This is a genomic window from Nocardiopsis sp. NPDC006832 (genome assembly GCF_040635885.1).
Lineage (GTDB): Bacteria > Actinomycetota > Actinomycetes > Streptosporangiales > Streptosporangiaceae > Nocardiopsis.
On the sequence record NZ_JBEYLC010000019.1, the window covers coordinates 78,866 to 99,241 of the forward strand.

The 20,376-nt window shown below is 69.1% G+C and carries 16 protein-coding genes, 1 tRNA gene, 1 other RNA gene and 1 pseudogene; 10 read left to right on the plus strand and 9 right to left on the minus strand.

Features of this window, described 5'->3' with window-relative positions:
- The first annotated feature begins 563 nt into the window (after nt 1-563).
- The 4 genes and pseudogenes from ABZ717_RS11980 to ABZ717_RS11995 form a co-directional block, all read left to right on the plus strand.
- Nucleotides 564-2,336: a gamma-glutamyltransferase gene (locus tag ABZ717_RS11980; RefSeq protein WP_358508560.1), complete on the plus strand. Its 1,773-nt coding sequence runs from the start codon at nt 564-566 to the stop codon at nt 2,334-2,336.
- An 8-nt stretch (nt 2,337-2,344) separates the two neighbouring features.
- Nucleotides 2,345-3,646 carry an MFS transporter gene (locus ABZ717_RS11985; protein WP_358508562.1) on the plus strand — a complete coding sequence of 434 codons (1,302 nt, stop codon included), beginning with the start codon at nt 2,345-2,347 and terminating at the stop codon, nt 3,644-3,646.
- A 27-nt stretch (nt 3,647-3,673) separates the two neighbouring features.
- A complete protein-coding gene (locus tag ABZ717_RS11990) occupies nt 3,674-4,657 on the plus strand; it encodes a LacI family DNA-binding transcriptional regulator (protein WP_358508564.1) in 984 nt (327 codons plus the stop codon).
- 31 nt (nt 4,658-4,688) lie between these two features.
- Nucleotides 4,689-4,845, plus strand: a pseudogene (locus ABZ717_RS11995) (IS5/IS1182 family transposase); the annotation flags it as partial.
- A gap of 203 nt (nt 4,846-5,048) precedes the next feature.
- Here the strand turns inward: ABZ717_RS11995 and ABZ717_RS12000 are convergent.
- Nucleotides 5,049-5,429: a PLD nuclease N-terminal domain-containing protein gene (locus ABZ717_RS12000; protein WP_358508565.1), complete on the minus strand. Its 381-nt coding sequence runs from the start codon at nt 5,427-5,429 to the stop codon at nt 5,049-5,051.
- 339 nt (nt 5,430-5,768) lie between these two features.
- Here ABZ717_RS12000 and ABZ717_RS12005 point away from each other — a divergent pair, with 339 nt between their 5' ends.
- Nucleotides 5,769-6,503, plus strand: a complete 735-nt coding sequence (locus ABZ717_RS12005) for a GntR family transcriptional regulator (RefSeq protein WP_358508566.1) — start codon at nt 5,769-5,771, stop codon at nt 6,501-6,503.
- A gap of 115 nt (nt 6,504-6,618) precedes the next feature.
- Here ABZ717_RS12005 and ABZ717_RS12010 read toward each other — a convergent pair whose 3' ends face one another.
- The 4 genes from ABZ717_RS12010 to ABZ717_RS12025 form a co-directional block, all read right to left on the minus strand.
- The gene (locus tag ABZ717_RS12010; RefSeq protein ID WP_358508567.1) at nt 6,619-7,680 is read right to left on the minus strand and encodes an aspartate-semialdehyde dehydrogenase; all 1,062 of its coding nucleotides are present in this window, start codon (nt 7,678-7,680) and stop codon (nt 6,619-6,621) included.
- Nucleotides 7,677-8,948 (minus strand): aspartate kinase, encoded by a 1,272-nt coding sequence (locus tag ABZ717_RS12015; protein ID WP_358508568.1) that lies wholly within the window; start codon nt 8,946-8,948, stop codon nt 7,677-7,679. The genes ABZ717_RS12010 and ABZ717_RS12015 overlap by 4 nt, the downstream gene beginning before the upstream one ends.
- A 181-nt stretch (nt 8,949-9,129) precedes the next feature.
- Entirely contained in the window at nt 9,130-9,729 is a 600-nt protein-coding gene (gene recR / locus ABZ717_RS12020; RefSeq protein WP_358508569.1) for a recombination mediator RecR, read from the minus strand.
- Between the two features lie 211 nt (nt 9,730-9,940).
- Nucleotides 9,941-10,279, minus strand: coding sequence for a YbaB/EbfC family nucleoid-associated protein (locus ABZ717_RS12025; protein ID WP_067598433.1), 339 nt, complete (start codon nt 10,277-10,279; stop codon nt 9,941-9,943).
- Nucleotides 10,280-10,594: 315 nt separating this feature from the next.
- On the opposite strand from ABZ717_RS12025, the gene ABZ717_RS12030 reads away from it, so the two are divergent.
- Entirely contained in the window at nt 10,595-11,743 is a 1,149-nt protein-coding gene (locus tag ABZ717_RS12030; protein ID WP_358508593.1) for a methyltransferase domain-containing protein, read from the plus strand.
- Here the strand turns inward: ABZ717_RS12030 and ABZ717_RS12035 are convergent.
- Nucleotides 11,732-11,920 carry a DUF6243 family protein gene (locus ABZ717_RS12035; RefSeq protein WP_358508570.1) on the minus strand — a complete coding sequence of 63 codons (189 nt, stop codon included), beginning with the start codon at nt 11,918-11,920 and terminating at the stop codon, nt 11,732-11,734. The genes ABZ717_RS12030 and ABZ717_RS12035 overlap by 12 nt on opposite strands.
- A 116-nt stretch (nt 11,921-12,036) precedes the next feature.
- Here ABZ717_RS12035 and ABZ717_RS12040 point away from each other — a divergent pair, with 116 nt between their 5' ends.
- On the plus strand, nt 12,037-12,648 hold the full coding sequence (locus ABZ717_RS12040; protein ID WP_358508572.1) for a TetR/AcrR family transcriptional regulator: 612 nt from the start codon (nt 12,037-12,039) through the stop codon (nt 12,646-12,648).
- Nucleotides 12,649-12,687: 39 nt separating this feature from the next.
- Here the strand turns inward: ABZ717_RS12040 and ABZ717_RS12045 are convergent, their stop codons facing one another.
- Together ABZ717_RS12045 and ffs are read right to left on the minus strand one after the other, a co-directional pair.
- On the minus strand, nt 12,688-14,877 hold the full coding sequence (locus ABZ717_RS12045) for a DNA polymerase III subunit gamma and tau (protein ID WP_358508574.1): 2,190 nt from the start codon (nt 14,875-14,877) through the stop codon (nt 12,688-12,690).
- A 117-nt stretch (nt 14,878-14,994) separates the two neighbouring features.
- An RNA gene (gene ffs, locus ABZ717_RS12050) (signal recognition particle sRNA small type) lies at nt 14,995-15,090 on the minus strand.
- A gap of 108 nt (nt 15,091-15,198) precedes the next feature.
- On the opposite strand from ffs, the gene ABZ717_RS12055 reads away from it, so the two are divergent.
- A tRNA-Ser gene (locus ABZ717_RS12055) sits at nt 15,199-15,283 on the plus strand.
- A 164-nt stretch (nt 15,284-15,447) separates the two neighbouring features.
- Here the strand turns inward: ABZ717_RS12055 and ABZ717_RS12060 are convergent.
- A complete protein-coding gene (locus ABZ717_RS12060; RefSeq protein ID WP_358508576.1) occupies nt 15,448-17,187 on the minus strand; it encodes a pyruvate dehydrogenase in 1,740 nt (579 codons plus the stop codon).
- Nucleotides 17,188-17,375: 188 nt separating this feature from the next.
- Between ABZ717_RS12060 and ABZ717_RS12065 the strand changes: the two genes are divergently transcribed.
- On the plus strand, nt 17,376-18,152 hold the full coding sequence (locus tag ABZ717_RS12065; RefSeq protein WP_358508578.1) for an SGNH/GDSL hydrolase family protein: 777 nt from the start codon (nt 17,376-17,378) through the stop codon (nt 18,150-18,152).
- A 122-nt stretch (nt 18,153-18,274) separates the two neighbouring features.
- Nucleotides 18,275-20,290 carry an NADPH-dependent 2,4-dienoyl-CoA reductase gene (locus ABZ717_RS12070; RefSeq protein WP_358508580.1) on the plus strand — a complete coding sequence of 672 codons (2,016 nt, stop codon included), beginning with the start codon at nt 18,275-18,277 and terminating at the stop codon, nt 20,288-20,290.
- The last annotated feature ends 86 nt before the right edge of the window (nt 20,291-20,376 follow it).

Here is a 20,376-nt window from a genome sequence, read left to right on the forward strand (position 1 = left end):
TCGTTACGACAAGCCGTTTTGGCTACACAGTGTTTTGGCGACAGGGCGACTTGGCGACAGGGCGACTTGGCGACACGTCGCCTTGGAGACAGAGCGACTTGGGGGTCGAGGAACATCGGAACAGGATCCGGCGCTGAGCCAGGATCGCCTTCCGAGGAAGCCCTTACTTCTGGAAACACACGGACCGGGCGGCCCCACCGCGCCCCCGATCCTCCGGCGGATCCGGCGGGGGAACTCGCGCCTTCGCCGCCCCGCCGGCTCCGGTCCCCGAACCGTTCGCCGACCTGCTACCGCGGGCCGCAACGGGGCGGTCCGACATCAACACCGCGAACAGCGGCGTTCCCTGGGGCGAAGGCTTCTCACACTTAGATGTGACCTCACCGGCCGGCTTCGCCCTGTCGGCCTCGCCTCTCAGGAGCACGCAGCCCGTTCGGCCATGGGCGCGTTATCCCAGGTACGAGCTTTTTGTGTTATTTGCGCAAACAACACACAGAATATTCATCGTGGAACGTTCCGCTCCTAGGCTTCCTGTGACCTGCAACGCATTGGAAGGGGAGCGCGGGATGGACTCGCACACTGCGGAACGGCCGGCGGTCGCCACGCGAGAGGACCACGGCCTCGGAACCGTCGTAGCGCCGCACGAGCAAGCGGTGCGGGCGGGGATGACCATGTACGAGCACGGCGGCAACGCCGTGGACGCGGCAGTCGCCGCAGCACTGGTCAGCGGCGTCATCGAGCCTGCCGAGACGACGCTCGCGGGGTGCGGGTTCGCCGTGCTGGCCGAGGACGGCGCCGATCCGGTCGAGATCGACTTCGGACCGAAGGCACCGATCGGGGCATCCGCGACGATGTTCGAACTGGAGGAACGGGAGGGAGGGGCCCAGGCCCCGGTGCTCGGGCTGGCGACGGTGGCCGGGAACGCCAACGTCGACGGTCCGCTCGCCTCCGGTGTGCCCCGGACGCTGCTTGGACTCCTGACGACGCACGCACGGTTCGGGCGTCTGCCCCGCACGGTCGTCCTGCAACCGGCGATCGAGGCGGCGCACACCGGGTTCGCGCCGGACGCCTGGTTCATCACCTCCGCGCTCGGCGACATCGAGCGACTGCGCAGTGACCCGGTCGCCAGAGAAGTCTTCCTGGACGGGCGGGGGCTACCGAAGGGCGCCGGGACGGATGCCGGATACGGACAGTCCTTCGCCGCCTACCCCATGATCACCCAGCCCTTGCTGGGACGCACGCTCGAAACCGCCGCACACGCCGGCCCCGACGTCCTGGTCGACGGCGAGATCGCCGACGGGCTGGTTCAGGCCTCTCGTCAACGAGGCGGTCTACTCACTCCCCAGGACCTCCGCGCGGCGGAACCCGCGGTCCGGGCCGCGCGCCGGCTCCGTTACCGGGGATCGACCGTCGCCGCCCCACACGCCCCCTCCGGAGCGCTGACCGAACTCCAGGCGCTCAATGTCTGGCAGCGGGTCCGCCCCGGGGCAGGCCTGCCGACCGCGTCCGGCGCCGACCTTCGGGCGCTCGCCCTCACGCTCCGGCACGCGTTCGCGGACCGCTACCACTGGCTTGGCGACCCCGCGGTCCGCGAGGTCCCCGTCGAAGAGCTGCTGTCGGACGCCTACGCCGACGAACTCGCCGAGCAGGTCACCGAAGGGAGCGACGTACCGGGATGGCGGGAGGGCGCGCCCTGGCTGACCTACGCCTCGCGCGCCGCACACGACCCCCGGGCCACCGGTTCAGGGCTCCGCTCGACGCGGAGTTGGTCACCCGCCGGGGCGACTCGGCCGACGAGCGGCACCACGCACATCTCGGCGGCGGACGCGCAAGGGCGCGTCATCAGCATCACGCACACCGCGGCGAACCACTTCGGTAGCGGCATCGTGTGCCCTCGTACCGGGTTGCTCCTCGACTCGGCGATGGCCTGGTTCAACGCGGCCCCGGGGGCCGCGAACAGCATCGGCTCGGGCGCTCGCGCACTGGCGAACATGGGTCCCGTCGTGGTGCTCGGCGACGACGGGACCAAGGCCGCGATCGGGGCGTCCGGCGGGCGCCGGATCGTGAGCGCCGTCACCCAGCTCGTGATCGCGCTGGTCGACGGCGGCTCGTCCGCGAGGGAGGCGCTGGCGGTACCGCGCATCGACGCCAGCGGTAGATCCCTGGTGGTACCGGGCTCACTGCGAGGGCTCATCGGCGACCTCGGTGACCTCGACCCGTTCGTCCCCGCGCACTCCAACGACCCGTTCCCCATGGACTTCAGCCGTCCGAACATCGCCCGCTCTCTGGGTGGCGGACGCACCGAGTCCGCGATCCTCGCGTCCCACTTCAACGTTTAGGAGCAGCCATGCACACAACCGGACAGGAGCCGGAGACTTCGGGAACGAAGGTCACGGCGACCAAGACATTCCTGGTCTCGGGGATCGGGACGGCGCTGGAGTACTACGACTTCCTCATCTACGGACTCGCGGCCGGGCTCGTCTTCAACGTGCTCTTCTTCCCCGACGTCGACCCCGTTGTCGGCACCCTCTACGCCTTCGCCGCGTTCGGCACCGGATTCCTGGCGCGCCCGCTCGGCGGCATTGTCATCGGGCACTTCGGTGACCGCATCGGCCGCCGCCCGATGCTCGTGCTGACACTGATCACGATGGGCTTCTCGACCCTGGCCATCGGCTTCCTGCCGACCTACGACACGATCGGGGTCTGGGCGCCGGTCCTGCTCGTGCTCTTCCGCCTGATCCAAGGATTCGCCGCCGGCGGTGAATGGGGCGGCGCCGCGCTCTTCGGCATCGAGAACGCACCGCGACACCGCCGCGGGCTGTGGGGAAGCTTCACCAGCATGGGCATTGGCCTCGGCACGCTTCTGGGAGTCGGGGTCTTCGCCGCCACGAGCGCGATCGCCGGCGGTGATCTCGTGGAGTTCGCCTGGCGCGTGCCGTTCTGGCTGGGCGGGGCGCTCATCGTGATCGGGCTGATCGCCCGTCTCAACATGCCGCAGGAGGAGGCGGTCACAGCCGCCAAGCCGGACACGATCCCCTTCGTCGAGATGCTCAGAACACGACCGAAGCAGATCCTCTTGGTGCTCGGCGTGAGCTACGGCTACAACACCATCGCCTACATCGGTTTCACCTTCTTCCTCTCCTACCTGACCTCGATCGGCTACGACTCGACCCAGGCACTTCTCGGCCAGCTCTCCTACAGCGCCGTCCTGCTCCTGAGCGCGCCCCTGTTCGCCCTGCTCTCGGACGTCATCGGGCGCAAGAAGGTCATGATCCTCGGCGGTGTCGCGATGGCGATGTTCCTGTTCGCCTACTTCCCGATGGTCGGAACGTCCAGCATCGTCATGGCAACGATCGCCTTCGGTGTCACCGGGCTCATCACAGGCATCACGCAGGGGCCGATCCCCACGCTCTCCGGCGAGCAGTTCCCGGCCCGACTGCGATACAGCGCGATGTCGGCGGGATATCAGGTGGGTGCGGCGCTCGGCGGTGGGACCGCCTCGTTCATCGCGACGTGGCTGCTGGTCGCCACCGACAACCCGCTCTCCGTCGCCGTCTACGGGGCTTCGGTCATGCTGGTCCTGGTGCTCTGCTCGCTCGGGCTGCGCGAGACCTCGCACCTGTCCACCGAGGAGATCAACGCGGGATAGGCTGCGAAAACCGGGAGGTAACGCGATATGGACCAGGTACGGCTCGGCGACGTCGCGCTGCGCGCCGGAGTGTCCGCCACCACCGCCTCCCAGGTCTTCTCGGGAAAACGCCCGGTCTCGGTCGACGCCCGACGGCGTGTGCTGGAAGCGGCCTCCGAACTCGGATACCGGCCGAAGGGGCGTACCGGGACCATCGGGATCCTGGTGCGCCCGACCGAGGCGATCACCAGTTTCACCGCCGGGACGACGTCGTTCTCGACCATCACAGGAGCGGTGACCCTCGGGCTGCTGAACGCCGGGTACACGGTGTTCGTCGCGAGCTCGCTCAGCGAGCTCACCGCCCTCGCGGCACGGCTCGACGGCGCGGTCGTGCTGCACCCGAACTACGAGGACGAGACCCTGCGCGAACTGGAGTCCCGGCGGATCCCGGTCGTCGCCTTCGATCGCGATCCGTCCAGCTCCACGTTCGAGTGGTGGGTCGGCGTCAACTACTTCGCCTCTTTCATCAAGCTCATCCAGCACCTCCAGTCGACGGGAGCGGACATGATGGGCCTGATCGTCGGCGAGACCGACAACATGTACCGAAGGTCGATCCTGCAGGCCTACTCGACGCTCGCGGTCTCGTCCGGGAATCGGCAGCTGATCCGTGTCGCCGCCAACGATGATGGTGCCGAGGGCTCACGCGTCGTGGCGACGAGGCTGTTAGAGGCCCACCCCCGGTGCGATGCCGTGCTGACGTCGTCGAGCGTCTTCGCAGCCGGTGCGCTCGACGCCGCCCTCGGGATGGGACTCGCGGTGCCCGGCGACGTCAGGGTCGCCTGTGCCCTCGACGGCGCCGTGGCCGAGACGGCCACCGTCCCGATCACGAGTCTGCGCATCGACACGACCGCCATCGCCTCGCGGGTCGTCGGTGTGCTTGAGGACCGTTTGCGCGACAACGAACCGCCGACCGCGCACCAGACGATCCCGCTTGACCTGGTGGTGCGGCGCTCGACACAGCCGCCGGGCTGAACCAGGCCGAGGCCGAGGCCGCACCTTGCGGGAAGCACTCCAACCCTTGGTCCGGGGCATCCCCGCGGTGCGCTCACGCCAGGGATCCCGTAGGCGGCGTCCGGCCAAGCTCCACGGCGACAAGGCCTACCACTTCCGCGAGCGGCGCCGCTGACCGTGCGCGCGGCATCGGCGTGCGCATCGCCCGTGTTCTGATCTGCCATAAGCACCTGGCCAGGCACACCGACGACCTTTGAGATGAGCTCTTGGCGCCGGATCCTGCTCCGACGTTCCTCACCCCCGGACGTGGAGCCAGGGCGACGTGCCTCCAAGACGATGAGCGGAGAAAGGACGAAGGGCTTGTCCACAGCCTGTGGACAAGCCCTTCGCTTCGCCGCGCGGGTGGGTCGACTCAGGCGTCGACCCCGGCCCGGTCGGGCACCACGTCGCTGTGCTGGCCGACGCTGGCGGGGATCGTGTGGCGAGCCCGGCCCCTGTCGATCCCGAGGAACCGGTTCAGGTGGCCCTTCTTACCGACCACGAACCAGGCGATGGCCCCGAACAAGGGGAACCAGAGGATGAAGATCACCCACAGGAGCTTGCCCCCTGTCGAGGTGTCACCGTTGGCGAGGGTGGAGACGATCGCCGCGACGATCATCACCACGACCGCGAGGAACGCGAGTCCGATGAGGACGCCGGTGACCCCGCCCATCCAGACGACCGCCCGACCACTGGTGTCCGTCAGTTGGGCCAGTCGCTCCAACTGTGGTGTCTCCGACAGGTTCGTGATCATGACTCCCCCAAGCATGATGTGGCCAATCTACTACCCAGAGTAATAATCACGATCGTCGAGGAAGTACATTCCTTCGGTTACGGGCGTTTCCCCCTTGGGTCCCACGGGTTCCGATTCCGTGGTCCCCTCGCGGTCGGACCCCCTACTTTCCGGTAGCACCCCCCACCAGGCCTTTCCACTGCTTTACTGGTTGCCATGGGCGAGCTTCGGCGATCTGGCAGCAACATTTCGACCCTCCGACCCCCGACCGGCACCTCCGGGGAAACCGGCACCCTCGACCACCGAATCACGAGAACCCGCGCTCACCCGGGGACCCCCGTCCCAAGGGTCCGGTGAACGGTGGCCAGGCGACCCCGATACCTCTGGCTGGCCGAACAACTGCGCGCCCCCATCCTCAACGGGGAGATGAGCCCGGGAACCCGGTTGCCCTCCCGTACCCGTCTGGCCCGTTCCTACCGGGTCAGCGAGCAGATCTCCCGCACCGCGCTACGACTCCTGGTCACCGAGGGGCTCGTCGAGTCCAGACCCGGATCCGGTTACTTCGTTCGTGCCGTCCCCGAGGTGTTCCGGCTCTCCCGTACCGACGCCACCTCGGGTTCCGGGCTGGGCGGGCTGAGCCGGGAACGGGTCGGCACCGAGCAGGAACGCAGTTCGGGCCGGCTCACCGCCCGACTGCGGCTGCGTGACGGCGACCCGGTGTACCGGACCACCTCCCGCGGTCTGCACGGCGACCGCTCGGTCACCCTGCACCTCTCGTGGGAGCCGGCGGTCCTCACCGCCGGAACCCTGCGCACTCCTTTCGACGCCGCCGACGTAGGCCCCCTCGAACGGCTCGGTTCCGTGGGACATCCCGTCGACCGGGTCGTGGAGGAGGTCGGGATCCGCACCCTGCGTGACGCGGAGGCCGAACTGCTGGACATCCCGCCCGGGGTCCCGGTCCTCGTCGTGGAACGGACCCACTTCAGCGGTGATCGTCCGGTGGAGACCTCCGACCTCATCGGTTCCGCCGAACAGTGTCGACTTCTCTACAAATTGTCCTTGGGCCGAACCCGCGGCCTCCGGCCCCCGACCTGAGCCGGACACGGCGAAGGGCGGTGGCCCGTCTCTCCCGCAGGAGGGACGAACCACCGCCCTCAGGTCACACCCGACCGGCCTGGCATCCGGAACGGACACCCGGACCCGCCACGGATCAGGCCTGGATGAACTCCTTGGCCACGACCTCGGCGATCTGCGCGGTGTTCAGCGCGGCGCCCTTGCGCAGGTTGTCCCCGCACAGGAACAGGTCCAGCGACTTGGGGTCGTCGATCGACTGACGGATACGACCGACCCAGGTCGGGTCGGTGCCCACCACGTCGTTCGGGGTCGGGAACTCGCCCTTGGCGGGGTCGTCCAGGACCTCGACGCCCTCGGCGGCGCCCAGCAGCTTGCGGGCGTCGTCGGCGGCGACCTCGCTGTCGAAGGTCGCGTGCACGACCAACGAGTGCGTGGTGATCACCGGGACGCGGACACAGGTCGCGGAGACCTTCAGGTCCGCCAGACCCAGGATCTTGCGGGACTCGTTGCGGACCTTCAGCTCCTCGGAGGACCAGCCGTCGTCCTTGAGCGAGCCCGCCCACGGCACGACGTTGTAGGCCAGCGGCGCCGGGAACGGGCCGAGTTCGTCGACGGCCTCGCGCATGTCGCCGCCCTTGTCACCGAGGGTGCGGTCCGAACCGGCCTTGGCCATCTGGTCGCGCAGAACGTCGATGCCCTCCTGGCCGGCGCCGGAGGCGGCCTGGTAGGAGGAGACCACGAGTTCCTTGACGCCGTAGGTGCGGTGCAGGGCACCGATCGCCACGATCATCGAGAGGGTGGTGCAGTTCGGGTTGGAGATGATGCCGCGCGGACGGTTGCGGACCTGGTCCGAGTTGACCTCGGGCACCACCAGCGGGACGTCCGGGTCGAGCCGGAAGGCGCCGGAGTTGTCGACGGCGACCGCGCCGCGGGCGGCGGCGATCGGCGCCCACTCCTTGGACACCTCGTCCGGTACGTCGAACATGGCGACGTCGACGCCGTCGAAGACCTCGGGGGCCAGGGCCTGGACCACGACGTCCTCGCCGCGAACGCTCAGGACCTTACCGGCGCTGCGCGCGGAGGCGACCAGACGGATCTCGCCCCAGACGTTCTCGCGCCGGCTGAGGATCTCACGCATGACGGTGCCGACCGCGCCGGTCGCACCGACGAGGGCGAGGGTGGGAAGACGGTTGCTCATCGGCCGGTACCTCCGTAGACGACAGCTTCGACCTGGTCGGCGTCGAGCTGGAACTCACTGTGCGCGGCCTGGACCGCGGCGTCGACCTGGTCCTCTTCGACGATGACCGAGATACGGATCTCCGAGGTGGAGATCATCTCGACGTTGGTGCCGGAAGTGGCGATGGAGTCGAAGAAGCGGGCGGTCACACCCGGGTAGGAGCGCATGCCGGCGCCGATCAGCGAGACCTTGCCGATCTTGTCGTCGTAGCGCAGGGAGTCGTAGCCGACCTTGTCCTGGACCTTCTTCAAGGAGTCGACGGCCTGCTTGCCGGAGTCCTTGGGAACGGTGAAGGAGATGTCGGTGCGCGAGGTGGAGACCGCCGACACGTTCTGCACGATCATGTCGATGTTGATCTCGGCGTCGGCGAGCGCCTTGAAGATCGTCGCGGCCTCACCGACCTTGTCGGGGACGCCTACGACGGTGATCTTGGCTTCGCTCCGGTCGAAAGAGACCCCGGAGATGATCGGCTGTTCCATGCCTTCGCTTTCCTCGACTTCCGAAACGATCCACGTGCCGGGCTTCTGGCTGAACGACGAGCGGACGTGCAAGGGGATGTTGAACTGGCGCGCGTACTCGACGCAGCGCAGGTGCAGGATCTTGGTGCCACTGGCGGCCATCTCCAGCATCTCCTCGTAGGAGATCTGCGGGATGCGCTGCGCGGTGGGCACGACACGGGGGTCGGCGGTGAACACGCCGTCCACGTCGCTGTAGATCTCGCAGGCGTCGGCGTTGAGCGCACCCGCGAGAGCGACGGCGGTGGTGTCCGAACCGCCACGACCCAGAGACGTGATGTCCTTCGTGTCCTGGGAGACGCCTTGGAAACCCGCGACGATGCAGATCGCACCCTCGCCGACGGCTTCCTGGATACGCCCGGGAGTCACGTCGATGATCTTGGCGTTGCCGTGCAACGACGTGGTGATGACTCCGGCCTGGGAACCGGTGAAGGAACGAGCCTCGTACCCGAGGTTCTCGATGGCCATGGCCACGAGTGCCATGGACATGCGCTCACCCGCGGTGACGAGCATGTCGAGCTCGCGGGCGGGCGGCATCGGGGAGACCTGTTCGGCCAGGTCCAGCAGTTCGTCGGTCGTGTCGCCCATAGCGGAGACGACGACCACGACGTCATGTCCCGCCTTTTTCTGAGCCACGATCCTTTGGGCTACTCGCTTGATGGCTTCCGCGTCGGCCACGGAAGACCCACCGTACTTCTGCACGATTAGGGCCACGATCGATGCTCCTGAGGAGTTGGGATCAAGACAATTCACAAGGGAGTGTAGTCAGTGACGCCTCGCCGCACCCGTTCCGACCTGCGGTGGGAGGGCGTGGCGTCTTGACACACCAGCGCTCGGGCCTACCCGCTCGAACGGAGGTTACTCATATTTCGTCCCCATTACGGGCGAATGTGAGCTAGAACTCCAGGCTTCTGCGGCCTTCGAAGGCACGACCCAAAGTGACCTCGTCGGCGTACTCAAGGTCGCCGCCGACGGGCAGACCGCTGGCCAGGCGGGTGACTTTCAGCCCCATGGGTTTGACCAACCGCGCCAGGTAGGTCGCGGTGGCCTCCCCTTCCAGATTGGGGTCGGTCGCCAGGATCAGCTCGGTCACCTGGCCGTCGGCCAGACGGGTCATGAGCTCCTTGACGCGCAGGTCGTCCGGTCCCACGCCCTCGATGGGGCTGATGGCGCCGCCGAGCACGTGGTAGCGGCCCCGGAACTCCCGGGTGCGCTCGATGGCGACGACGTCCTTGGACTCCTCCACGACACAGATGATCGCGGTTTCGCGGCGGGTGTCACGGCAGATTCGGCACTCGGTCTCTTCGGCGACGTTGCCGCAGATGGAGCAGAAGCGGACCCGCTCCTTGACCTCGACGAGCGCGTTGACCAGGCGCTTGACGTCCGCGTGTTCGGCGGACAGGAGGTGGAAGGCGATGCGTTGCGCGCTTTTCGGACCGACGCCGGGCAGCCGCCCGAGCTCGTCGATCAGATTCTGAACCGCGCCTTCGTACATGCCTACCCACTCGGTCGGAACCGGGATCGACCCGGCGGGGCCGTTGTCGCCCCTTGTGATCCCCCACCGTATCGGGGGCCGGTGACCTCTTCGGACAAGGGACCGGCGAAGCAGAGGCGGTGTCCCGGCCTCGCCGCCCCGGCCCTGTCACCGGGACGGCGCCGTCTCCTCAAGCCTTCCGGCAAGGACTCGGCCCGTCCGGAAGGAAACCTTAGAAGCCGGGGAGACCGGGGATCCCGCCGCCTCCGGGCATGCCCTCGGTCAGCGGACCCATCTTCTCCTGCTGGAGGCGCTCGACCTGCGCCTCGGCGTCGCGGATGGCCGCCAGGACCAGGTCCGCGATGGTCTGGGAGGTCTCCTCCGCGTCGGTGGGGTCGACGGCCTTGGGGTCGACGGTGATGTCCTCGACCTGTCCGCGTCCGCTCAGCTTGACCTTGACCAGGCCACCACCGGAGGTGCCCTCGACCTCGGCCTCCTCCAGGGCCTGCTGAGCCTCCACAAGCTGCTGTTGCATCTGCTGGGCCTGCTGGAGCAGGGCCTGCATGTCCATTCCGCCAGGGTTCACGGCCGTCTCCTCGCCGCACTCGAGGTGCTGGGTCTCTTTCCGGATGTCACTTGTCTGTGAGGGTAGTCGGTACATCCGGTGCCGTTCGCGCTCCGTTCGACGAGCCGGTCGAGAGGCTCGGGCCCCGGTTCGTCACGGGGAGGACTTGGTCGCACCGTTGACCCGATTTCACCAGCGAAAAGACCGAAGAGAGCGGCGGGGAACGGCCTCGGTTGACATGATGGCGACGGGGTCTCTCGACCCCTTCGGTGTCCTTCGACACCACATCCGACCAGCGACGACCAGGGGACTGAGGACGTGTTGACCGCAAGGGAGCGCAACTCGGCACTGATCGAGGCGATAATCGCGGACGGCACGCTGAGGGACGCCGCCCTCGTGGAGGCGTTCCGCGCCGTGCCCCGCCACCTGTTCATCCCGGAGACGGGCGCGGTGACCGCGCGCGGCGGCACGCTGAGCGCCGAGGGGAACCCGGACCGCTGGTTGGCCGCCGTCTACACGGACAACGCCATCGTCACCCGCTTGGAGGGACCCGAGGTCCCTCGGCAACGAGGATCTCGACAGGGTTCGGCCACCTCGTGCAGCTCGGCACCGACCGTGCTCGCTCGGATGCTGGAGCTGGCCGATCTCGCCAACGGCCAGCGAGTGCTGGAGGTGGGCACGGGAACGGGTTGGAACACGGCGTTGCTCGCCCACCGGCTGGGCGACCGGGCCGTGACCTCGTTGGAGATCGACGACCGTCTGCTGGGCGCGGCCCGGCGGGCACTGCACGACACCGGATTGTCCCCCGCCACCCATCTGGCGGACGGCCATTCCGGGCACCCGGACGGCGCGCCGTACGACCGGATCATCAGTGTCTGCGGGGTGCGCCGGGTGCCGGGTGCCTGGTTGGAACAGCTGGTCGAGGGCGGGTCGATCGTGTGCCCGTGGGGCCTGTTGGAGAGCGCGGGAGTGCTCATGCGCCTCGAACGTCGAGCCGGGGGCGCCGCGCTGGGCCGATTCCACGGAGGCGTGGGGTTCGTGGCGCTGCGCGCCCCGGGGTCCTCGTCACCGCCGGTACGCGACGCCGGGCAACAGCCCGACGAGTACCGCCTCACCCAGGAGGACCCGGTATCGCCCCTGTTGACCTTCGCGTCCGCGTTCGCCCTGTCGGTGATGGTGCCGGACTGGCGGATGCGACGGCGCTGGATCGGTACCGGATCGGGCCTGTGGCTGTGCGACCGCAGGGGTGATTCCTGGGTGCGGATCTACCCCTACGGCACTTCGTGGATGGTCGAGCAGGGCGGCCCGCGCAGCATCTGGGACGAGTTCGAGGACGCCTTGAGGCTCTGGACCGATCTGGGCCGGCCGGAGCCGGACCGGTTCGGGTTGGCCGTGGGTCCCGACGGTGGTCAGCGGTTGTGGCTGGACGACCCCGACGGACGATCCTGGCCGGTGGGTTCACCGATCTGAGGTATCGCTCCTCGGGTCGGTGTTCTTCTCCCGGAACCTGCGCAGCAGTTCCTCCTTGCGCTCACGGGCGTCCCCCGTCGGTCCGCCCTTGTCCCCCGCCTTGCCACCGCGCAGAGTGGAACGGGCGACGGTGGTGCGTTGCCCGCCCATGCCGAGCATGTTGTTGTTCTTCGCCACGGGGTCCTCCTATTCGACTAGAGCGAGACACTACGTCTCGCCAAACGGACTCACGCTTGATCATAGCGACGTCAATACGAGACGTCTCGTCATTTTTGAGCCACTACCTTGGAACCATGGCAGACAACACCGCCGAACAGACCCGACGCACACCGGACCCCCGCCGGCGCAGCCAACGCGCGCGCAACGCCATCCTCGACGCCGCCGCCGAGATCCTGGGCGAGATCGGCTACGCCAGGCTGACGATGGAGGCCATCGCCTCTCGCGCCCGGGTCGGTAAACAGACCATCTACCGGTGGTGGCCATCCAAGGCCGCCGTGGTCTTCGACGTGTTCACCCGGCTCACCGGTTCGGAGGCCGGTGAACCCCTACCCGACACCGGGGACCTGGCCGCCGACCTCAAGACCGTCCTTCGGGCGACCGCCGACGAGTTCGTCGACCCCACGATGGACCGCACCACCCGGGCCTTCACCGCGGAGATCCAGAACGACGAAGAGTTCGCCCGCGCCGTCTACGAACACCTGACCAGGCCCAACATCGAGGCTTTCCGGAATCGACTGCGATCCGCGCGGGACTCCGGCCAGATCCGTACCGACGTCGACCTGGACCTGGCCGTGGAGATGTTCAACGGCCCGTTCCAGCACCGGTGGCTACTGCGCACCGGACCGATCGACCACTCCTACACCGACACCCTGGTCGACACGGTCCTGCGCGCGTTGCGGCCCTGAAACTCCGCCGAGGAGACACCCCCGCCGGCGGCACACGGCTCACAGTTGTCCGGGTGCCTCGTGCTCGATCTCCTCGATCAGCTTGCCGCCGAGCTCGGTCTCGATGAGGGCGGTACCGCCACCGGAACCACCGTTGGACGTTGCGTCCTGCCGCGAGCCACCCGCCGAAGGAGCGTTGTTCGTGGACGCGCCATCGTCGGGCGCGGCCGGCGACGTCCCCGGAACGGACGTCTTCGCGGGGCTCGCGTCCCGACCCCCCGGGGCGTTTCCACCCTGGACACCACCACCGCGGGTCGGCGCCGCGACCCCGTAGTCCTCCGGCGGCGGAGCGGCGGCGTCCTCATAGGGGTCCGGCGGTGGCTCCGGACGGTCGCTGAGCAACCGTTCCGGTGGCGAACCCGCGGGTCGCGCCGGTTCCGGAGCCGGTTCGGGCGAGGCAGGCGCGGCGGCCTGGGGCTCGGACCGTCGCGGTGGGGCGTCCCACCCGGCGGGTTCGGCCGGTCGCGGCGCGGGCTGCGATCGCTGGGTCTGCGCGCCACCACTCGTTCCCGAAGGTGCCACGCGCACCTCGATGCCCAACACCTGCTGGATCGCCCCGGCCACGACCTTGTCGCTACCGGTGTTGGTGAAGCCCTTGGCCTCGTTGGGCTTGTTGAAGCCGAGCAGCACGGTGTTGCCCTCGACCCCGATCGGCTGTACGTCACCGCCGTGCAGCATCATCCACGTGAACCGGCGACGGCCCTTGACGGCTTCCATGATCTGGTGCCAGGCACCCTGGAGCCGGCCCAGGTCCAAGGGACCACCGCCACCGGCGGGCGCGCTCTGCTGCGGCGCCGCCTGAGGACGGGAGGGCGCGGGCGCGTCCCAGCCCGAGGGCTCGTTCCGTCCGCTCGGGCTCGGAGTCGGTTCGGCGGGTCGGGAGGGTTCGGGCCGTGCGGGCTGCGGAGCCGGGGGCCGCTGCACCGGAGCCGGGGCCGGGTCGGGTGCGGGGGGCGCGGCTTGCGCGGGGGCCTGGGCCATCGGTGCCGCGGGCACCTGCGGCCCGGAAGCCGCCGGGGCGACCGCCCCGGACGCCAGCCGGCGCTCCATCTGCTCCAGCCTGGCCAGCAGCGCGGTCTGGTCACCGTCGGTGGCGGGCAGCAGGATCCGCGAACACAACAGCTCCAAGAGCAGGCGCGGCGCGGTGGCGCCCCGCATCTCCGTGAGCCCCTGGTTGAGGACCTCCGCGGCCCGGGACAGTTCCGCCGGCCCCAGCCGCGCGGCCTGCTCCTTCATCTGGTCCACCGACTGCGGAGAGACGTTGACCAGGCCCTTGTCGATGGCGTCCGGAACCGCGGCGAGCACCACCAGGTCACGGAAGCGCTCCAGCAGGTCCGTGGTGAAACGGCGCGGATCGTGACCGCCCTCGACCACCCGGTCCACCAGACCGAACACGGCCGCGCCATCACGCGATCCCAGGAAATCGACCATCTCGCCGAGCAGGCTGGAGTCGGTGTAGCCCAGCAGGGAGACGGCACCCTCACGGGTGATACCACCCTCGTCCGAACCGGCGATCAGCTGGTCCAGGACGGAAAGGGTGTCACGCGCCGAACCCGCGCCCGCGCGCACCACGAGCGGAAGGGCGGCCGGGTCGTAGGAGACCTCCTCCTGCTTGAGGAGGTCCTCCATGAGCTCCTTGAGGGTGCTCGGCGGGATGAGCCGGAAGGGGTAGTGGTGGGTCCGCGAACGGATCGTCCCGATGACCTTCTCGGGCTCGGTGGTAGCGAACACGAACTTCAGGTGCGGCGGGGGCTCCTCGACGAGTTTGAGCAGCGCGTTGAAACCCTCGCGGGTCACCATGTGCGCCTCGTCGATGATGTAGATCTTGTAGCGCGATTTCACCGGCGCGAAGAAAGCCCGTTCGCGCAGGTCACGAGCGTCGTCGACACCACCGTGGGAGGCGGCGTCGATCTCGATCACGTCGAGGCTGCCGCCGCCGTCGGGGGCGAGCCCCACGCAAGAGTCACAGGTTCCGCAGGGATCCGGGGTCGGTCCCTGCTCACAGTTGAGCGAGCGCGCGAGGATGCGCGCGCTGGTGGTCTTGCCGCAGCCGCGCGGTCCACTGAAGAGGTAGGCGTGGTTGATACGTCCGCTCCGCAGCGCCTGGCGCAACGGGTCGGTCACGTGCTCCTGGCCGCGCACCTCACCGAACGTCGCGGGACGGTACTTGCGGTACAGCGCGATGCTCACGGTGTGATCACTCCCCTGGTCCCTGCCACGGTCCCATTCAACCCTCTGGGAGTGACAACTCGCGCCGGGTCGGGGAAACCGGGAGGGGCTGATCCGGGGCGGGTACCCCCGAGAACAAGAAAGGACCCCCCGCGCACCCGCCAGAGCCTACTTATCCTTGCTGCCTTCCGGCCCTGGGGAGGTTCATAGGATGACGCCGCACGAGGGGTCTGCCCCAGAGTGTATCCGACGCCGGCACTGCTCCGGCAACCCTCGTCGCTCCGAGTTCCGCCGGGTCGAGCCCGTTCGAACCACTCCCGCGAAGCCTGTACAGTTGCTCTCGGAGGATTCGCCTAGTGGCCTAGGGCGCACGCTTGGAAAGCGTGTTGGGTGCAAGCCCTCAGGGGTTCGAATCCCCTATCCTCCGCCGAGCGGCCCGTTCTGGTCGACGACTCACGTCGTCTTCCCGGACGGGCCGTAATGCTTTCCCAAGGGGACGACCCCCTGAAACCCCCGACGGCCCACCAGGGCGAACGGAAGGCCCCGATCGCACAGCGGTCGGGGCCTTCGTCGTTTCCGGGAGCCGGACGGTCACGGGCGGGGGATGTTGCGGAGGTTGGAGCGGGCCAGGTCGATCATGGCCCCGACCCCGCCTTGGAGGACCGTTCGTCCCGCCGAAAGGGCGAACCCGGTGATCTGGTCGGCGGTGATCCGCGAGGGCACCGACAACGCGTTCGGGTCGGTGATCACGTCCACCAGCACCGGCCCATCGGCCGACAGGGCCTCGTCCAGCGCCTGACGCACCTTCCGGGGGTCCTCCACCCTGATCGACGGCATGCCCACGGCCTTGGCCACCGCGGCGTAGTCCACCGGCGGATGGTCGGTCTGGAACGCCGGCATGCCGTCCACCATCATCTCCAGGCGGACCATACCGAGCGAGGAGTTGTTGAACACCACCGTCGTGATCGGCAGACCGTGCTGCTGGACGGTGATCAGCTCACCGAGGAGCATGCTCAGGCCGCCGTCCCCGGACATGGAGACGATCCGGCGCCCCGGCGCCGCGTACGCGGCGCCGATCGCGTGCGGCAGGGCGTTGGCCATGGTCCCGTGGGTGAAGGAACCGATCACCCGCCGCCTGCCGTTCGGGGTGACGTACCGGGCCGCCCACACGTTGTTCATGCCGGTGTCGACGGTGAACACGGCGTCGTCCGGCGCGGCCGCGTCCAGGTGTCGGGCCACGTACTCGGGGTGGATCGGGGTGTGGTCCTCGATGTCCTTCGTGTAGGCGTCCACCACCCGGGTCAGGGCGCGTTCGTGCCGGCGGAGCATCTCGTCGAGGAAGCGCACGTCGTTCTTGGCGCGGAGCACAGGCCGCAGGGCGCGCAGGGTGGCGGCGACGTCGCCCTGCACCCCCAGTTTCAGGGGGACGCGACGGCCCAGTCGGCGCGGGTCGTGGTCCACCTGGACGACGTTCTTCTTGGGCAGGAAGTCGTCGTAGGGGAAGTCGCAGCCCAGCAGGACGGTGAGATCGGCCTCCTGGAGGGCGTCGTAGCAGGCCCCGTAGCCGAGCAGGCCGATCATGCCGACGTCGTGGGGGTTGTCGTACTGGATCCATTCCTTGCCGCGCAGGGTGTGCCCGACCGGGGCCTTGATCTTCTCGGCGAGCTGGATGACCTCCTCGTGCGCGTCCCTGACCCCGGCCCCGCAGAACAGGGCGACCTTGTCGGCCTCGTTGATCCGCCGGGCGAGCTCGCGCACGTCGTCCTCACCGGGCCACGCGGTGGCACGCCCGGCGGTGACGGGGGTGTCGTCGGCGGGCCCGCTCGCCTTCCGCCCGGCGATGTCCCCGGGCAGGACGAGGACGGCCACACCGGGGGTACCGAGGGCGTGTTGGACGGCCACGCGCGCCAGGCGGGGCATCTGTTCCGGGTGGGAGACGAGTTCGCGGAACTCGGTGACGTCGGCGAAGAGCCGTTCGGGGTGGGTCTCCTGGAAGAAGCCGGTGCCGATCTGCCGGGAGGGGATGTGCGAGGCGAGGGCCAGCACGGGCGCCCCGCTGCGTTGGGCGTCGTAGAGACCCTGGATCAGGTGGGTGTTGCCGGGACCGCAGGATCCCGCGCACACCGCGAGCCGGCCGTCGATCTGTGCCTCCGCGGCGGCGGCGAAGGCCGCGGTCTCCTCGTTGCGGACATGGACCCATTCGATGCCGTCGATGTCGCGGATCGCGTCCACCACCGGGTTGAGGCTGTCCCCCACCACCCCGTGGATCCGGGTGACCCCGGCGGCGATCAGGGTGCGTACGAGCTGTTCGGCGACGGTGTTCCTGCTCAAGACGGACCTCCAGGGACAGAGTGTGGCGCGGGCGACGGGCCCCCGCTCCAACGCTAGGAACGCCCTACCCGGATCACCCGTATCGCCACACCACGATGTTCGTCCCGCTCCTCGTCACCCGGACCCCGCGAGGCGGATCGGCGCCGACGGGGGTAGCTTTCCGGGGGACCGAGGAAAGGGGACCGGGTATGTGGTGGGACGGGGATCTGCGTTATGTCGCCCTCGGCGACAGCCAGACCGAGGGTGTCGGCGACGGTGACGAGAGCAGCGGTTTTCGGGGATACGCCGACCGATTCGCCGAGCACATGGTGGCCGCCGGGGCCCGGGTCGAGTACGCCAACCTGGCGGTACGTGGGCGTTTGGCCGGGCAGGTGCACGCCGAACAGCTGGAACCCGCGCTGCGGTTGCGCCCGGACGTCGCGACCGTCTTCGCCGGGGTCAACGACCTGATCCGCCCCGGGTACGACCCCGACGTCGTGATCGGCCACCTGGAGACGATGTTCGCCGAGCTGACCGGTGCGGGGGCCAAGGTGGCCACGCTGACCTTTCCGAACATCACGAAGATCGCGCCCTTGACCAGACCGCTGCTGCCACGGGTCCTGGACTTCAACGCCCGGGTTCGCGCGGCCGCCGCCCGCCACGACGTCGCGGTGGCCGACTGCTTCGGCCACGCGGTCGCCACGGACCGCCGTCTGTGGGCCCCGGACCGGTTGCACTGTTCCTCGGAGGGGCATCGAAGGATCGCCGGTGCGGTGGCCCACGCGATGGAGCTGCCGGGCGCGGACATCTCCTGGGCCGATCCGCTGCCTCCGTTGCCCACTCCCGCCGCCGTGACCCGGGTCTACGACGAGCTCACCTGGCTGGGTTCGTTCCTGGGCCCTTGGGTGGCGCGCCGTATCCGCGGTCGTTCCTCCGGTGATGGTCGTGTGGCCAAGCGTCCCGAGCTCATCCCGCTGGTCCCCTGACCGACACGGTCGAGGTTCCCGTCCTTCTCGGGGGCGGAGCCTCGATCCCTTGTGCAACTTGTTGCATAATGAGGGGGAGGTCGGCCGGACACCGACCGAGAGGCACCGCGCGAGGAGAGACCATGAGCGACTACCCCCACCTTCTGGAACCCCTGGACCTGGGCTTCACCACCCTCAAGAACCGCGTGATCATGGGCTCCATGCACGTCGGTCTGGAGGAGGCCCCCAACGGCTTCGAGAGGATGGCCGCCTTCTACGCCGAACGCGCCCGCGGCGGCGTCGGCCTGATCGTCACCGGCGGCATCGCCCCCAACCCCGAGGGCGCCACCTACACCGGCAGCGCCAAGCTCACCGATGACGAAGAGGTCGCCGAGCACCGCCTCATCACCGAGGCCGTGCACCGCGACGGCGGCCGGATCGCCATGCAGATCCTGCACACCGGCCGCTACGCCTTCAGCGAGGACTCGGTCTCCGCCAGCGCGATCCAGGCGCCGATCAACCCCTTCGTGCCGCACGCCCTCACCGACGAGGAGGTCGAGCGCACCATCGAGGACTTCGCCCGCTGCGCCGAGCTCGCCCGGCGGGCCGGGTACGACGGCGTCGAGATCATGGGCTCCGAGGGCTACCTCATCAACCAGTTCATCGCCCCCGCCACCAACAAGCGCGAGGATCGCTGGGGCGGCTCCTTCGAGAACCGCGTCCGCCTGCCCCTGGAGATCCTCCGCCGGGTCCGCGAGCGCGTGGGCACCGACTTCATCGTCATCTACCGCCTGTCCATGCTGGACCTGATCCCCGACGGATCCACCTTCGACGAGGTCGTCGAACTCGGCCGCAGGGTGGAGGCCGCCGGCGCCGACATCATCAACACGGGCATCGGCTGGCACGAGGCCCGCGTACCCACCATCGCCACCTCCGTGCCGCGCGGCGCCTACACCTGGATCACCGAGCGACTCAAGAAGGAACTGTCCGTCCCCCTGGTGGCGGTCAACCGCATCAACACCCCCGAGGTCGCCGAGCGCATCATCGCCGACGGCCAGGCCGACATGGTCTCCCTCGCCCGCCCGATGCTGGCCGACGCCGACTTCGTCGCCAAGGCCGCCGCCGGCGCCCCCGAGGAGATCAACACCTGCATCGGCTGCAACCAGGCCTGTCTGGACCACACGTTCAGCCTCAAGATCACCTCCTGCCTGGTGAACCCGCGAGCCTGCCACGAGACCGAACTCGTACTCTCGCCCACCAAGGTCCGCAAGAACGTCGCCGTGGTCGGCGCGGGCCCCGCCGGGCTCGCCTTCTCCGTCTCCGCCGCGAGCGTCGGACACACCGTCACCCTGTTCGACGCGGCCGCCCGGATCGGCGGACAGCTCAACATGGCCCGCCGCGTGCCCGGTAAGGAGGAGTTCGACGAGACCCTCCGCTACTACCGCGTGCAGCTCGACAAGCACGGCGTGGACGTACGCCTGAACACCCCGGTCGCCGCCGCCGACCTGGCGGGCTACGACGAGGTCGTCGTCGCGACCGGTGTCTCCCCGCGCACCCCCGAGATCCCGGGTGTCGACCACCCCAGCGTGGTCGGCTACGTGGACGTGCTGCGCGGCGGCGCGGAGGTCGGCGAGAAGGTCGCCATCATCGGCGCCGGCGGCATCGGCTTCGACGTCGCCGAGTTCCTCACCGACACCGGTGAGGAGGCGAGCCAGGACGCCGAGGCCTTCTTCCGCCAGTGGGGCGTGGACCTCGACTACAAGGAGCGCGGCGGCCTGCGCGCCCCCGAACGCGTCGCCCCGCCCCGCAGGGTCCACCTGCTCCAGCGCAAGACCACCAAGGTCGGCAAGGGCCTGGGCAAGACCACCGGGTGGATCCACCGTCTGGAACTGCGCCACCGCGGCGTGGAGATGGTCTCCGGAGCCGAGTACCGCCGCATCGACGACGACGGCCTGCACCTGACCGTGGACGGCGAGGAACGTGTGCTCGACGTCGACACCGTGGTGCTGTGCTCCGGTCAGGACCCGCGCCGGGACCTCGCCGACGAGCTCACCGCCGCCGGGCGGACCGTGCACGTGATCGGTGGCGCCGACGTGGCCGCCGAGCTCGACGCCAAGCGCGCCATCAAGCAGGGCACCGAACTCGCCGCCTCCCTGTGATCCCCCGTGGCCGCGGACCCGACCGGTCCGCGCGTCCGATGCCGTCGGGGGTGTGGTGTCGCGTTCACCGGTGGGCCGGTCCACGG

What these genes read in the sequence shown, in the direction of transcription:
- ABZ717_RS11980 (WP_358508560.1), top strand. Translation starts at nt 564, where the DNA reads ATGGACTCGCACACTGCGGAACGGCCGGCGGTCGCCACGCGAGAGGAC.
- ABZ717_RS11985 (WP_358508562.1), top strand. Translation starts at nt 2,345, where the DNA reads ATGCACACAACCGGACAGGAGCCGGAGACTTCGGGAACGAAGGTCACG.
- ABZ717_RS11990 (WP_358508564.1), top strand. Translation starts at nt 3,674, where the DNA reads ATGGACCAGGTACGGCTCGGCGACGTCGCGCTGCGCGCCGGAGTGTCC.
- ABZ717_RS12000 (WP_358508565.1), bottom strand. Translation starts at nt 5,429, where the DNA reads ATGATCACGAACCTGTCGGAGACACCACAGTTGGAGCGACTGGCCCAA.
- ABZ717_RS12010 (WP_358508567.1), bottom strand. Translation starts at nt 7,680, where the DNA reads ATGAGCAACCGTCTTCCCACCCTCGCCCTCGTCGGTGCGACCGGCGCG.
- recR (WP_358508569.1), bottom strand. Translation starts at nt 9,729, where the DNA reads ATGTACGAAGGCGCGGTTCAGAATCTGATCGACGAGCTCGGGCGGCTG.
- ABZ717_RS12025 (WP_067598433.1), bottom strand. Translation starts at nt 10,279, where the DNA reads ATGGACATGCAGGCCCTGCTCCAGCAGGCCCAGCAGATGCAACAGCAG.
- ABZ717_RS12040 (WP_358508572.1), top strand. Translation starts at nt 12,037, where the DNA reads ATGGCAGACAACACCGCCGAACAGACCCGACGCACACCGGACCCCCGC.
- ABZ717_RS12065 (WP_358508578.1), top strand. Translation starts at nt 17,376, where the DNA reads ATGTGGTGGGACGGGGATCTGCGTTATGTCGCCCTCGGCGACAGCCAG.
- ABZ717_RS12070 (WP_358508580.1), top strand. Translation starts at nt 18,275, where the DNA reads ATGAGCGACTACCCCCACCTTCTGGAACCCCTGGACCTGGGCTTCACC.